Source organism: Nonomuraea sp. NPDC049637, from assembly GCF_040675235.1.
GTDB lineage: Bacteria > Actinomycetota > Actinomycetes > Streptosporangiales > Streptosporangiaceae > Nonomuraea.
Genome location: NZ_JBFAOM010000005.1, coordinates 135,924 through 148,998, shown reverse-complemented (window position 1 = coordinate 148,998; position 13,075 = coordinate 135,924). Strand labels below are relative to the sequence as shown.

Below are 13,075 nucleotides of genomic sequence, written 5' to 3'. Positions count from 1 at the left end.
CCACTCCCCCCACGGGGATGTCGGACGCCGATGGAAGACTGGGACGCATGCACATCGTGTCACTCGCCGGCGGCATCGGCGGCGCCCGTTTCCTGCGCGGCCTGCGCGCCACCGCACCCGACGCCTCGATCACCGTCATCGGCAACACGGGCGACGACATCACCCTGTTCGGCCTGCGGGTCTGCCCCGATCTCGACACCGTCATGTACACCCTGGGCGGCGGCATCGACGAGGAGCAGGGCTGGGGCCGGGCCAAGGAGTCCCACGTCGTCAAGGAGGAGCTGGCCGCCTACGGGGTCGAGCCGCAGTGGTTCGGGCTCGGCGACCGCGACTTCGCCACCCACATCGTCCGCTCGCAGATGCTGGAGGCGGGCTATCCGCTCTCGCAGATCACCGAGGCCCTGTGCGTGCGCTGGCAGCCGGGCGTGCGGCTGCTGCCGATGACCGACGACCGCTGCGAGACGCACGTGGTGATCTCCGACGAGCGCGGCAAGCGGGCCGTGCACTTCCAGGAGTGGTGGGTGCGCCTGCGCGCCTCGGTCCCGGCCGAGTCGTTCGCGCTGGTCGGGGTCGAGACCGCCAAGCCCGCGCCGGGCGTGCTGGAGGCCATCGAGCAGGCCGACGTGGTCATCCTGCCGCCGTCCAACCCGGTGGTGAGCATCGGCACGATCCTGCAGGTGCCCGGCATCCGGGAGGCGGTCGCGGCCAAGACCGTGGTCGGCGTCTCCCCCATCATCGGCGGCGCGCCCGTGCGCGGCATGGCCGACGCCTGCCTGACGGCCATCGGGGTGGAGACCTCGGCCCAGGCCGTGCTCGACCTCTACGGCTCGGGCCTGGTCGACGGCTGGCTGGTGGCCGAGGAGGACTCCGGGGTGGCGCTCGACGGCGTGCGGGTGGTGTCCCGCCCGATCCTCATGCACGACGCCGAGGCGACCGCCGACATCGCCCGCACGGCGCTCGACCTGGCGCTGGAGCTGGCCCGATGAGCACGCGACGGGTCGAGGTGATCGCCGTCACCGGCATCGGCGAGGTCCGGCCGGGCGACGACGTGGCCGCCCTGCTCAAGGACGCCGACCTGCGCGACGGCGACATCGTGGTGGTCACCTCCAAGATCGTCAGCAAGGCCGAGGGGCGGGTCCGCCAGGCGCCCGACCGCGCGAGCGCGATCGAGGAGGAGACCGAGCGGGTCGTCGCCAGGCGCGGCGACACGGTGATCGTCCAGACCCGCCACGGTTTCGTCATGGCCGCGGCGGGGGTCGACGCCTCCAACACCGAGCCGGGCACCGTCCTGCTGCTGCCCGAGGACCCCGACGCCTCGGCGGCGCGGATCAGGGCCGGGCTGGGCGCGCGGGTGGGGGTGATCGTCTCCGACACGTTCGGGCGGCCGTGGCGCAACGGGCTGACCGACGTGGCGATCGGCGCCGCCGGGGTTCGTCCGCTCGACGACTTCCGCGGCTCCTCCGATCCCTACGGCAACGCGCTCGGCGCCACCGTCACCGCGCTGGCCGACGAGATCGCGAGCGCGGCCGAGCTGGTCAAGGGCAAGCTCGACGGCGTTCCCGCGGCGATCGTGCGCGGCCTGGCCCATCTGGTGACCGACGACGACGGGCCGGGGGTCAGGCCGCTCGTCCGCCCGGCCGACGAGGACATGTTCCGCTTCGGCGCCCGCGACGTCGTGTTCGCCCGCCGTACGATCAGGGAGTTCTCCGACCGGCCGGTCGACGGCGAGGCGGTGCGCAGGGCGGTGGCCGCGGGCATCGCGGCGCCGGCGCCGCACCACACGACCCCGTGGCGGTTCGTGCTGGTCGAGTCGGCGCGGACCCGCACCGAGCTGCTCGACGCCATGCGCGAGGCGTGGATCGACGACCTGCGCGGCGACGGGTTCACCGAGCAGTCGATCGCCAAGCGGGTCAAACGCGGCGACGTCCTGCGCAACGCCCCCTACCTGGTCGTGCCGTGCCTGGTGATGGAGGGCTCGCACACCTACCGCGACGAGCGGCGCAACGCCTCCGAGCGGGAGATGTTCGTCGTGGCGACGGGCGCCGGCGTGGAGAACTTCCTGATCCAGCTCGCGGTCGAGGGGCTGGGCTCGGCGTGGGTGTCCTCCACGATGTTCTGCCGGCCGGTGGTCAGGCAGGTGCTCGACCTGCCGGAGTCATGGGACCCGATGGGCTGCGTGGCGATCGGGCACGCCGCCGCGCCGCCGCGCGACCGCGCCCCCCGTGACCCGCGCGATTTCATCGTGACGCGCTGAGCCTCTGACGGGAGTCTGGAAATCTGGTAAGCCAACCGTTTACCGTTAGGAAACTTTCCTTTACATTTGGACTATCCCCCCATGTAAAGGAGCCACTTCAATGCGAAGGACTCTCACGTTAGTCGCCGTGGCGGTGATCACCATCGCCACGGCGGTGTTCAACACCTCTCCCGCGTTCGCCCACGGTTATGTGAACTCGCCGCCCAGCAGGCAGGCGTTCTGCGCCCAGGGCAAGGTGCCCGACTGCGGCCAGATCGTCTACGAGCCGCAGAGCGTGGAGGGCCCGAAGGGCCTGCGGAGCTGCAACGCCAATCTTGGACAGTTCGCCCAGCTCAGCGACGAGAGCAAGCCGTGGCCGGCCACCTCGGTGGGCAACTCGGTGACCTTCACCTGGACGTTCACCGCCAGGCACGCCACGCTCAACTACGAGTACTACATCGGCGGCACCCGGGTCGCGGTCTTCAACGGCAACGGCCAGCAGCCGCCGTCGACGATCTCCCACACCGTCAACCTCTCCGGCTACTCCGGCCGCCAGAAGGTCCTGGCGATCTGGAACATCTCCGACACCTCCAACGCCTTCTACTCCTGCATCGACCTGCAGATCGGCGGCGGCGGCCAGCCGACCCCCACCGCCACCCCCACCGTGACCCCGACCCAGACCTCGACCCCGACGCCGACCACGACGGCCTCGGGCACCTGGAAGGCCGGCACGGCCTACACCACGGGCAGCACGGTCACCTACAACGGCGTCTCCTACCGGTGCCTGCAGCCCCACACGGCCATCGCGGGCTGGGAGCCGCCGAACGTCCCTGCGCTCTGGCAGCGGATCTGAGGTCTGGACAGACCGATGACCAAGCTTCGTGACGCCGCGCTGTCGCTGTTCCGCATCGTGGTGGGCCTGCTGTTCGCCTGCCACGGGGCCGCCACTCTGTTCGGCGTACTCGGCGGCCCGTACGGCGGAACGACCCCGTCCGTAGGCCAATGGCCCGACTGGTGGGCGGGGGTGATCGAGCTCGGCGCGGGCGGTCTCGTCCTCATCGGGCTCGCCACCCGCGTCGCCGCCCTGCTCTGCTCGGGCACGATGGCCTACGCCTACTTCACCGTCCACCTGCCCAAGGGGCTGTTCCCGTTGCAGAACGGGGGCGAGGCCGCGGCCATGTTCTCGTGGTCGTTCCTGATGCTGGCGCTGCTCGGCAGCGGCGCGTGGTCGCTGGACAAGCTCGTGTCCCGCTTCACCCACCGCGGCGAGAACGCCACCGTGCACCAGATGTAGGCCGGAGGGGGTGCCGGGCGACCGGCATCCCCTCAGGCGGCCGGCTTGCAGGTGGGATGGCAGAGCCTGCGGGCCAGCGCGCCGAGGAAGACGTCGATGATCTCCCCGGGCTCCTGCGCCTCGTGCAGCGAGCCGTTCGTGGCCGCCGCGATCTGCGACAGGCTGCCGCGGTCCACGTCCTTGCCGAACGCGATGATGACGATCTGGACGGGCTTGTCCGGGTCCCACTCCTTCCGCAGCGCATCGAGAAGCCGCGGGAGCTTGACGCCCTTGCCGTCGTCCTTGCCGGCGGTGATCACCAGCAGCGTGTTGTTCATGTCGTCGCGGTAGTCGCCGCTCATCCTGCGGAACCCGGCCAGTATCGCGTCGTAGAGCGAGCTGTCCAGGTCGGGGTGGGGGGCGATCGTGCTGGTCAGCTCGTCGAGGACGCTGCGCCGCAGCACCTGGCCCGACTCCGGCTCGCTGATCGGGCCGAGGCTGACCCGCTGCCGGTAGCTCCTGACGGCTCCCACCTTGTCGGCGAACTCCCACATGCCCATGTGCGTGGAGTTCGGGAAAAGCTGCAGCCCGATCTTGGCCGCGGCCAAGGCGATGCGCACCTTGGTGCTGCCGTTCAGCGGCTCGGCCATGTGCTTGGAGGTGTCGGCCAGCACGAGGATGTTGGTCGGCGGCGCCAGCCTGCTCCAGGCGCGCAGGGCCTCGTCGATGTCCTGCTGCGACACCGACGGCCTGGTCTTCGGCGCCTCGGACGGGAGCTGCGGCCCCGGCGAGAGCGGCCCCAGCCGGCCGTCGCCCGACCTGAACCCGGCCCGCCGGACGATCTCCTGCGCCTGGCCGCCCTTCAGCCAGTCGGCGAAGGCGGTGGACGCCTCCGCGACGCCGGGATCGGCCGCCGTGACGACGTAGGGATAGTCGAGCTCGATCGTGCCCTCGCGCGGGTGCAGCGCCACGACCGGGTCGGGCGAGGGCACCCTGTTGTGGTTCCACACCGACTGCTCGGGGACGATGACCACCGGACGCTGCCAGAACCCGCGGTCGTCCACGGCGTCGAGCATGCTGCGGTAGTCGGGCGCCGACCCGGCCTGCGCCCAGCGGACGAACGCGGTCAGCGCCTTGTCGGCGGCAGGGCCGGTGCCCACGACGTCCCTGGCCGCGGCCACGGTCGCGATCCCCGCGCCCACCAGCGACGGATCGGGCACCCGTACGACGTCGGGCTCGCCCGAGCTGGGCGTCAGCCGCCCGCGCACGGTCGGCGGGAAGACCATCCGCCAGTTCATCTCGGTCCCGCCGACCGAGAAGCGCCGGGCCAGCGACGACCGCGTGGCGAACACCAGCGGCGAGGTGGCCACCACGGTCTCCCCCGCGGGCAGCGAGCTCGCGCCCTGGCTGCGGGCCAGCCTGATCCAGGCCGAGGAGTCGGCGATCCAGCCGTCGGGACGTTCGCGCAGCACGCCGGCCCGGTCGCCGATCAGCGTGCGCAGCACGGTGGCCGACGGCTGCTCGGTCACCTGGACCAGCACGCACCGCCCGCCGACCGACGCCTTGGTCTCGTTGAAGCGCCCGGCGGCCTCCATGACCGCCGGCGCCACGTCCACGGCGGCGGCCACGCTGACCAGAACAGGATCTCGTGACACGCACAGGGCGGGACCGCCGCCGAGCACCACGTACAGGCTGCCGGCGGCGACGGCCACGGCGGCGAGGCCGGCCAGCATGCCCCGTTGGAGCGCCTTCCTGCGTCGCTGCACGGGAGGCAGCGCGGCACGGTGTCGACCCAACCGCACGATGAACCTCTCTCCAGTGGAGTGATGATTCTTCCAGTGCCTCCCATACCGGGCGCAACCCTTGTTAGAACTTGTTACAACTATGCCATCGGCAAGACCCTTCTCACGCTCTGGCACACCCCGTCGCTCGCCTGCGCGGCGGCCAGCCGTTCGGCCGTGGGGCTGCCGTACTCGGTGGTGCGCTGGCGTACCGGCCGGCCGGTGACCTCGACCATCTCGCGCAGCTCGCTGATCGTCTTGTACGAGCCGTTCTCCGAGCCCGCCATCCGGCTGATCGTCTCCTCCATGAGGGTGCCGCCGAGGTCGTTCACGCCGCCGCGGAGCACCTGGCGGCACAGGTCGTCCTGGAGCTTGACCCACGAGCACTGGATGTTGGGGATCGCGCCGTGCAGCAGGATCCTGGCCAGGGCGTGCACCGCGCGGTTCTCCTGGGCGGTGGGGCCGGGCCGAGCGATGCCGGCCAGGTAGATCGGGGCGCTGGTGTGCACGAACGGCAGCAGCACGAACTCCGAGAACCCGCCGGTCTGCTCCTGCAGCCGCCTGATCAGCTTGATGTGCCTGACCCAGTGCAGGTGGTGGTCCACGTGGCCGTACATCATCGTGGACGTCGTCGGGATGCCGACCTCGTGGGCCGTGGTGATGACGTCGATCCACTCCTTGGCCGGCAGCTTGCCCTTGGTCAGCACCCAGCGCACGTCGTCGTCGAGGATCTCGGCCGCCGTGCCGGGCAGCGAGTCCACCCCGGCGTCCTTGGCGGCCTCCAGCCAGTCGCGTATGGACAGGTTCGTCCGGGAGGCTCCGTTGATGACCTCCATCGGGGAGAACGCGTGCACGTGCATGCCGGGCGTCCTGGCCTTGACCGCCCTGGCGATGTCGAAGTAGGCGGTTCCCGGCAGGTCGGGATGGATGCCGCCCTGCATGCACACCTCGGTCGCGCCCGCCGTCCACGCCTCCTCGGCCCGGTCGGCCACCTGGTCCAGGCTCAGCGTGTACGCGTCGGCGTCGGTCCTGCGCTGGGCGAAGGCGCAGAAGCGGCAGCCGGTGTAGCAGACGTTGGTGAAGTTGATGTTCCGGTTGACGACGTAGGTGACCTCGTCGCCGACGGCCTGCGCGCGCAGCGCGTCGGCGATGGCCGCCAGCTCGTCCAGCGCCTCGCCCTCCGCGCCCAGCAGCGCGACGGCCTCGGCGTCGGTCAGCCCGGCGGGGTCGGCCTCGGCCCGCCGCAGCGCCTGCCGCACGTCGCTCGGCGTCGAGGCGGCGATCGGGCCGAGGCGTTCGCGCAGGGCCGTCCAGTCGCCGTAGACGTGGTCGAAGTCGTCGCGCCGATCGTTCGAGCGGCCGGTGGTGTCCACCTCGACGTGCAGGTCCACCCGTCCGGCGGCGGTGAACCCGCCGTCCGGCTCCTGCCAGGGACGGCCCTGCGGCACGGCGTCCTCGCGGGCGAGCCCGGTGGCGGGGTCGGCCAGGGCCTCGACGTGCGCGAACAGCCGCGGGTCCAGCCAGGGCTCGCCGGCCCGCACGTACTCGGGGTAGATCGTCAGACGTTCCCGCAGGTCGAAGCCGGATTCTGCGGTACGCGCGGCCAGGTCGTCGATCTGCGGCCAGGGGCGTTCCGGGTTCACGTGGTCGGGGGTCAGGGGCGAGACGCCGCCCCAGTCGTCGATGCCGGCCCGGATCATGAGCGCGTACTCGGAGTCGACCAGGTTGGGCGGGGCCTGGAGGCGTACCCGGGGGCCGAGGACCAGCCGCGCGACGGCGATCGTGGCCGCGAGCTCGTGCAGGTCGGCGTCCGGCAGGCCGCGCATGGCCGTGTCCGGCTTGGCGCGGAAGTTCTGGACGATGACCTCCTGGATGCCGCCGTACTCGCGGGCCACCTTCCGGACGGCGAAGATCGACTCGGCCCGGTCCTCGACGGTCTCGCCGATGCCGATGAGGATCCCGGTCGTGAACGGCACGTTGCTGCGACCGGCGTCCTCCAGCACGCGCAGCCGTACCGCCGGGTCCTTGTCGGGGGAGCCGTAGTGCGGCTGCCCCTTCTCCTCGAACAGCCGGCGCGAGGTGGTCTCCAGCATCATGCCCATGGACGGCGCAACCGGCTTGAGCCGCTGCAGGTCACGCCAGCTCAGCACACCGGGGTTGAGGTGCGGCAGCAGCCCCGTCTCCTCCAGCACCAGGATGGCCATGGCGCGCACGTAGGACAACGTGTCGTCATAGCCGTGCGCGTCCAGCCACTCGCGGGCCTGGTGCCAGCGCTCCTCCGGCCGGTCCCCCAGCGTGAACAGCGCCTCCTTGCAGCCCATCGCCGCGCCCTGCCGGGCGATCTCCAGCACCTCGTCCGGGCTCAGGAAGGCCGACTCCAGCTTGTGCGGCGCGGTCGCGAACGTGCAGTAGCCGCAACGGTCCCGGCACAACCTGGTCAGCGGGATGAACACCTTCCTGCTGTAGGTGATCACCCCTTCCCTGCCGGCGGCCTTCAGTCCGGCGTCGCGCACGCGGGAGGCGTGCTCGAGCAGCGCGTCGAGCTGTTCGCCGCGCGCGTGCAGCAGCACGACGGCCTCGGTGAGGTCGAGCGCCTTGCCGTCACGGGCACGGGCGAGGGCACGGCGAAGCGCGGAATCACTGACAAGACTCATAGAGGCACAGTACGCACCCCTGAGTTCGTGACGCGCACCCAGGGCGGGATGTCAGAAGGACCGGTAGTCGCGCGCGGCCATCCGCGGCCCCCGCGCCGGCGGGCGCAGACCGCTGAGCCAGACGAGCACCGTCGCCCGGTGCCGATGCCCCCGGTACGGCTCCAGCAGCCGCATCATCCCCTGGTCGTCGGTCTTCTCCCCGGTCAGCGCGTAGCCGACCAGCTTGGCCAGGTGGAAGTCCCCCACGCTCACCGCGTCGGCGTCGCCGAAGACCCGCTGGCGCACCTCTGCCGACGTCCAGACGCCGATGCCGGGCAGGGCCCGCAGCAGCCGGTCGAGCTCCTCCGTGGTGGCCGCGGCCTCCAGCTTGGCGGCGTGCCAGGCGGCGTTGGCGATCGTCCGGGCCCGGACGGCCTCCGCGCCCGCCCGGTGCCAGTGCCAGCTCGGGATCTGCCGCCACACGACCGGCTCGGGCGGCACCCGCATGCCGTCGGGGGCGGGGCCGGGGGCGGGCTCGCCATAGTGGCGCAGCAGGTAGCGCCAGGCCCGCCAGGCCTCCCGGCCGACGACCTTCTGCTCCAGCACCGCGGGCACCAGCGCCTCCATGACCCGCCCGGTACGCCCGATGCGCAGCCCCGCGTGCTTGCGCGCCACGTCCGCCAGCACGTCGTGCCGGACGCGGAAGCCGGAGACGTCGTCGAGCGCGCCGAGCAGGGCGGGCAGGGTCTCCAGCGACCATCCGGCGCCCGGCCCCCACGCCTGGGCCCGCACGGCTGCGGCCGTCACGGTCACCCGCAGCGTGCTCGGGCCGTCGGGGGTGCGGCAGGCGCGCCAGATCGAGCCGTCGGAGGTGCGGCGCCAGGCGGGATCGCCGGTGCCGCGCCGGTGGGGGCCGAGGGCCAGCTCCACGTCGAGCGGCCCGTCGGGCTCCCACCTGCGTTCCATCACCCGTCCAGTCTGCCGCGCGGCGGCGGGTGGTCGCTCACCCGCGCGGCCCCGGCGGGCGGTCAGACGTCGCTGGAGTAGCGGACCGCGCGCTCGGGCAGCTCGACGCCCGGCCAGACGCGCACCCCGCCCTGCAGCTCGTTGCCCGGCCCGACCACCGCGCCGTCGCCGATCACCGCGTCGCGCACGACCGTGCCGGCGCAGATCCGGGCGCCCTTGCCCACGACCGAGTCGCTCACCGTGGCCCCTGCCTCGATGACGCTGTCGTCGCACAACACCGAGCCCACCACGGACGCGCCCGCCTCGACGACGGCCCGCGCGCCGACGGTGGTGCCGCCCTGGACCTTGGCCTCGGCCGAGATCTTCGCCCCGTCGAGGGCGAGGTGCTCGCCCTGCGGGCCGGGCAGCGCCGGCGAGTCGAGCCGCCCGAGCACCAGGTCGCGCGAGCCCTTCACGAACGCGGCCGGCGTGCCCACGTCGAGCCAGTACGTGCGGTCGGCGTAGCCCAGCACCAGCTCACCGGAGTCGATCAGCCCGGGGAACGTCTCGCGCTCCACGGAGACGACCTCGCCGCGCGGGATCGAGTCGATCACCGAGCGGGTGAAGACGTAGCAGCCGGCGTTGATGCGGTTGGTGACCGGGTTGGGGGTCTTCTCCAGGAACGCGGTCACCCGTCCGGACTCGTCGGTCGGCACGCAGCCGAACCGCGTCGGGTCCTCCACCTCCGTCAGGTGGAGCGTCACGGCGGCGCCGCGCTCGCAGTGGGTGCGCACCTGGTCGCCGATGTCGTGGCCGGACAGGATGTCGCCGTTGAGGATGAGCACCGGGTCGGAGGGCCCGCAGGTGAGCGCCTCGGCGGCGTTGCGGATGGCCCCGCCGGTGCCGAGCGGCGTCTCCTCGGTCATGTATTCGAGGGAGAGCCCGAGGGCTGACCCGTCGCCGAAGGCGGGCTCGAACATCGCCGCCTTGTACGAGGTCGCGAACACGATCCGGCGCACGCCGAAGGACCGGGCACGGGCGAGTTGGTGGGCCAGGAACGGCACTCCGGCGGTCGGCAGCAGCGGCTTGGGCGTGCCCAGTGTCAGCGGACGCAGGCGTGTGCCCTGCCCCCCGACCAGGAGGATCGCCTCGAGGTCTGGCAAAGAGCTCTCCATCACTCCGTGAGAGTAGCGAACTATTCGATTGCGCGTTGATAAGAGTTGAGGTGGGCCTCCGCCGAGGCCTCCCAGGTGAATTCGCGAGCCCGCGCCCGCCCGGCCTCCTGCAACTGCCGCCTCCGGTCGGGGGAGGAGAGCAGCTCGCCCAGGGCGTCGGCGATGCTGTCGGCGTCCGGCTCAGTGTAGGCGACGGCGTCGCCGCCCACCTCGGGCAGCGAGGTCCGGTGGGTGGTGAGGACGGCCGCGCCGCAGGCCATGGCCTCCAGCACCGGCATGCCGAAGCCCTCGCCGCGCGAGGGGAACGCCACGACGAGCGCCCCGCCCAGGAACCCCGGCAGATCGGGCGCGCGCAGGTACCCCGGCCTGATCACCCGGACGGTGGCCTCCACCTCGCGGCAGGCGGCGTCGACGTCGTCCTCGTGCACGCCGCCGCCGAGCACCAGCGCGGGCGGCGTCTCCAGCCGCTTGACGGCGGCGGCGAAGCCGCGGATCAGGTTGGGCACGTTCTTGCGGGGGTCGAGGTTGCCGAGGAAGGCCACGTACGGCTGGCCGTGCAGCCCGCACCTGATGGCCGCCCGGCGCACCTCGTCCTCGCTCGGCGGGTGGAACTGGGCGAGGTCGACGCCGTGGTAGGCGACGTCGATGCGGGTGGGGTCGGCCGACAACACGCGGACCAGCTCGTCCCTGGTCGCCTTGGACGGCACGATGACGCGCCGGGCGTGCCGGACGGCGGTGCGCGTGGCCGAGCGGAAGAACGCGGCCCTGGCCGGGCTGTGCTGGTCGGGCTCGGTGAACCAGGTCACGTCGTGCACCGTCACGACGGTCGGCAGGCCGGAGCGCAGCGGCATGGAGTAGTAGGGGGCGTGGATGACCTCGGCCCCCGTCTGGCGGGCGAGCAGCGGCACGCCGGTCTGCTCCCAGGCGAGCCGGGCGGCCCGGTTGGTGATGGCGACGGGGCCGGGGACGACACGGGCCGAAGGCGCCAGCCGCTGGTACCTTTCCGCCTCCGCACGCTGGCAGACCACGACCAGATCGGTCCCTGCCTGGTGGAGCGCGGCCACGAGCCCGTCCACGTACCGGATCAACGCACCACGGTCGGCGGGGACCGCGGCGGCATCGACGAGCACTCGAGGCATTACGTGGATCTTCTCCCCTCAAGATCGACGTGGGACCTGGCAAGTCCCCCCTCTTTGATTCAGCTTATGACCACCCTCCCCCAAATCGTGGGCCAAATCACACCGAGTCGCGACGTGCGGCAATTCCCGCCATACCTGCGCAGATCAGGTCCCCGACGATGATGACGATGCGGGAGCAGAGGGCCACCGCGATGGCCGCGCCGCTGTCGAGCACGGGGGCGAGCACCGCCACCATCGCCACCTCGCGCACCCCGGCCCCGGCCGGCACGACGAAGGTCACGATGCCCAGGCACCACGACAGCGCGAAGGCCCCGACGGCGAACAGCAGGCCGCCCTGCGGCGCGACGAAGTAGAAGTGCACGCCGTAGGCGGTCCAGCCGGCCAGCGCCCAGCCGAGCGCGGTGAGCATGCCGCGGCGGGTGAGCGGGCGTTCCAGGGGCTCGCGCTTCAGCCTGCGCAGGCCGAAGCCGATCACGCCGTTGACGACCTTGGGCTCCAGCAGCACCAGCAGCAGCGGGATGAACAGCAGCACCCAGCCGAACCGGTGCCAGCCCAGCGTGACCAGCGTGACGAGCAGGCCGCTGGCGATCTGGACGGGCATCATCAGGAAGAACGCCGCGGCGCTGCGCGGACGCGGCACGCCGAGGTCGCGGCCCATCTCCATCTGGGCGAGCACCGGCCAGACCGCGCCGGGGATGTACTTGCCGAGCTGGCCGACGAAGAACACCTTGGCGGCCGGCCGCAGCGGCAGCGGCGAGCCCAGGTCGGCCAGCAGCGTACGCCAGGTGAGCATGGCCCCGAGCAGCGCGGCGACCACGGCGACGAGCGACCCGGCCAGCGCCGGCCACGACAGCCGGGCGAACCCGGCCACCACGGCGTCCCACTGCCTGGCCACCGCCCACGCGCCGAAGGCGAGCGCGACGGCGAGGAAGCCGAAGCGCAGCAGCCGGCGCGGCAGCGACCGCTTGGGGATCGCGCTCGCGCCGGTCTCGTCCACGAGGCTCACAGCGGCCGGACCCGCTCGGGCGGCTGCGGCAGCGCCGGCCCCGCGGGCCTGCGCGGGGTCTTGGTGGCCACCCACAGGTACGTCGGCACGACGGGCAGCAGCAGCCGCAGCACCTCGCGCGGCGCGCGGGCCAGCACCGCCTTGACCAGCCGGCCCGGCAGGCCGGGGAACAGCTCCGACCCGGCGAACCTGGTCGGGGTGGCCAGCACCGGGAACGTGTAGTCCCACACGTGGAAGGCGCGCAACATCCGGCGCAGCCCCCGCCGGGTCCTGAACCGCTCGTAGTAGTGGTCGGCCCGGCCGAACGCGCGCACGTAACGGTCGGCCAGCGCGGGCGGCAGGTACGACAGGAACGGCAGCTTGTAGTGGGGCTCGACGACCCCGAGCCGGTTGCCGAGCCCGAGGTAGAGCACCCCGGTGTCGGACAGCACGCGGTGCATCTCGGCCACCACGGCGTCGGGGTCGACCACGTGCTCGTAGATGTGGTTGAACACCAGCACGTCGATCGACCCGTCGGGGAAGGGCAGCGCCGTGCCGTCGCCGCAGACGAACGCCACCCGCTCGCCGAACCGGTCGGCGGCCTTGCGCAGCCCCGGCACGTCGATGTCGATGCCCAGCGTGTGCTTGGCCCCGGCCTGGGCCAGCTCGTCGGCGATGAACCCGGCAGAGCAGCCGACGTCGCCCACGGTCAGCCCGCCGAGCGGCCCCTGGAAGTGCTCCAGCACGGCGATGATCTTCGCGGCCTTGCGGCGGCGTTTGTCCTCGTCGAGCATGGCCGACTGGAATTCGGAGTACTCGAGCTGCGCGACCCGTTGCTTGCCCACGTCGCCCAACAGTACCCGCGCCGCGGGCCTCGGCAGGCTGACCTGCCCCACATGCTGGCTCTCCGC

Annotated in this window: 11 protein-coding genes; 4 read left to right on the top strand and 7 right to left on the bottom strand. The window is 72.3% G+C overall.

The genetic code is table 11. From position 1 onward, the window contains the following. Nucleotides 1-47: 47 nt before the first annotated feature. The 4 genes from cofD to AB0J71_RS09355 all read left to right on the top strand — a co-directional run bounded on the left by cofD (nucleotide 48) and on the right by AB0J71_RS09355 (nucleotide 3,527). Nucleotides 48-986 (top strand): 2-phospho-L-lactate transferase, encoded by a 939-nt coding sequence (cofD, locus tag AB0J71_RS09370; protein ID WP_352323382.1) that lies wholly within the window; start codon nucleotides 48-50, stop codon nucleotides 984-986. Continuing rightward, nucleotides 983-2,254, top strand: a complete 1,272-nt coding sequence (locus AB0J71_RS09365; RefSeq protein ID WP_352323381.1) for a coenzyme F420-0:L-glutamate ligase — start codon at nucleotides 983-985, stop codon at nucleotides 2,252-2,254. The genes cofD and AB0J71_RS09365 overlap by 4 nt, the downstream gene beginning before the upstream one ends. A gap of 100 nt (nucleotides 2,255-2,354) precedes the next feature. Continuing rightward, nucleotides 2,355-3,086 (top strand): lytic polysaccharide monooxygenase, encoded by a 732-nt coding sequence (locus AB0J71_RS09360; RefSeq protein WP_352323380.1) that lies wholly within the window; start codon nucleotides 2,355-2,357, stop codon nucleotides 3,084-3,086. A 15-nt stretch (nucleotides 3,087-3,101) separates the two neighbouring features. Beyond that, nucleotides 3,102-3,527, top strand: a complete 426-nt coding sequence (locus tag AB0J71_RS09355; protein WP_352323379.1) for a DoxX family protein — start codon at nucleotides 3,102-3,104, stop codon at nucleotides 3,525-3,527. A 32-nt stretch (nucleotides 3,528-3,559) separates the two neighbouring features. On the opposite strand, the gene AB0J71_RS09350 is transcribed toward AB0J71_RS09355, so the two are convergent. The 7 genes from AB0J71_RS09350 to AB0J71_RS09320 form a co-directional block, all read right to left on the bottom strand. Then, nucleotides 3,560-5,272: a substrate-binding and VWA domain-containing protein gene (locus AB0J71_RS09350; RefSeq protein ID WP_352323378.1), complete on the bottom strand. Its 1,713-nt coding sequence runs from the start codon at nucleotides 5,270-5,272 to the stop codon at nucleotides 3,560-3,562. A gap of 116 nt (nucleotides 5,273-5,388) precedes the next feature. Next, nucleotides 5,389-7,941, bottom strand: a complete 2,553-nt coding sequence (locus AB0J71_RS09345; RefSeq protein WP_364413548.1) for a bifunctional FO biosynthesis protein CofGH — start codon at nucleotides 7,939-7,941, stop codon at nucleotides 5,389-5,391. Nucleotides 7,942-7,992: 51 nt separating this feature from the next. Further along, the gene (locus tag AB0J71_RS09340; RefSeq protein ID WP_364413714.1) at nucleotides 7,993-8,886 is read right to left on the bottom strand and encodes a DNA-3-methyladenine glycosylase 2 family protein; all 894 of its coding nucleotides are present in this window, start codon (nucleotides 8,884-8,886) and stop codon (nucleotides 7,993-7,995) included. 62 nt (nucleotides 8,887-8,948) lie between these two features. Continuing rightward, nucleotides 8,949-10,040: an NDP-sugar synthase gene (locus AB0J71_RS09335; RefSeq protein WP_364413546.1), complete on the bottom strand. Its 1,092-nt coding sequence runs from the start codon at nucleotides 10,038-10,040 to the stop codon at nucleotides 8,949-8,951. A 20-nt stretch (nucleotides 10,041-10,060) separates the two neighbouring features. Continuing rightward, the gene (locus AB0J71_RS09330; RefSeq protein ID WP_364413544.1) at nucleotides 10,061-11,179 is read right to left on the bottom strand and encodes a glycosyltransferase family 1 protein; all 1,119 of its coding nucleotides are present in this window, start codon (nucleotides 11,177-11,179) and stop codon (nucleotides 10,061-10,063) included. Nucleotides 11,180-11,276: 97 nt separating this feature from the next. Continuing rightward, complete coding sequence (locus AB0J71_RS09325; protein WP_352323374.1) at nucleotides 11,277-12,185, bottom strand: lysylphosphatidylglycerol synthase domain-containing protein; 909 nt, start codon at nucleotides 12,183-12,185, stop codon at nucleotides 11,277-11,279. Next, a complete protein-coding gene (locus AB0J71_RS09320) occupies nucleotides 12,182-13,009 on the bottom strand; it encodes a class I SAM-dependent methyltransferase (protein ID WP_352323373.1) in 828 nt (275 codons plus the stop codon). The genes AB0J71_RS09325 and AB0J71_RS09320 overlap by 4 nt, the downstream gene beginning before the upstream one ends. Nucleotides 13,010-13,075: the final 66 nt, after the last annotated feature.

What these genes read in the sequence shown, in the direction of transcription:
- AB0J71_RS09335 (WP_364413546.1), bottom strand. Translation starts at nt 10,040, where the DNA reads ATGGAGAGCTCTTTGCCAGACCTCGAGGCGATCCTCCTGGTCGGGGGG.
- AB0J71_RS09365 (WP_352323381.1), top strand. Translation starts at nt 983, where the DNA reads ATGAGCACGCGACGGGTCGAGGTGATCGCCGTCACCGGCATCGGCGAG.
- cofD (WP_352323382.1), top strand. Translation starts at nt 48, where the DNA reads ATGCACATCGTGTCACTCGCCGGCGGCATCGGCGGCGCCCGTTTCCTG.
- AB0J71_RS09345 (WP_364413548.1), bottom strand. Translation starts at nt 7,941, where the DNA reads ATGAGTCTTGTCAGTGATTCCGCGCTTCGCCGTGCCCTCGCCCGTGCC.
- AB0J71_RS09330 (WP_364413544.1), bottom strand. Translation starts at nt 11,179, where the DNA reads ATGCCTCGAGTGCTCGTCGATGCCGCCGCGGTCCCCGCCGACCGTGGT.
- AB0J71_RS09360 (WP_352323380.1), top strand. Translation starts at nt 2,355, where the DNA reads ATGCGAAGGACTCTCACGTTAGTCGCCGTGGCGGTGATCACCATCGCC.
- AB0J71_RS09355 (WP_352323379.1), top strand. Translation starts at nt 3,102, where the DNA reads ATGACCAAGCTTCGTGACGCCGCGCTGTCGCTGTTCCGCATCGTGGTG.
- AB0J71_RS09340 (WP_364413714.1), bottom strand. Translation starts at nt 8,886, where the DNA reads ATGGAACGCAGGTGGGAGCCCGACGGGCCGCTCGACGTGGAGCTGGCC.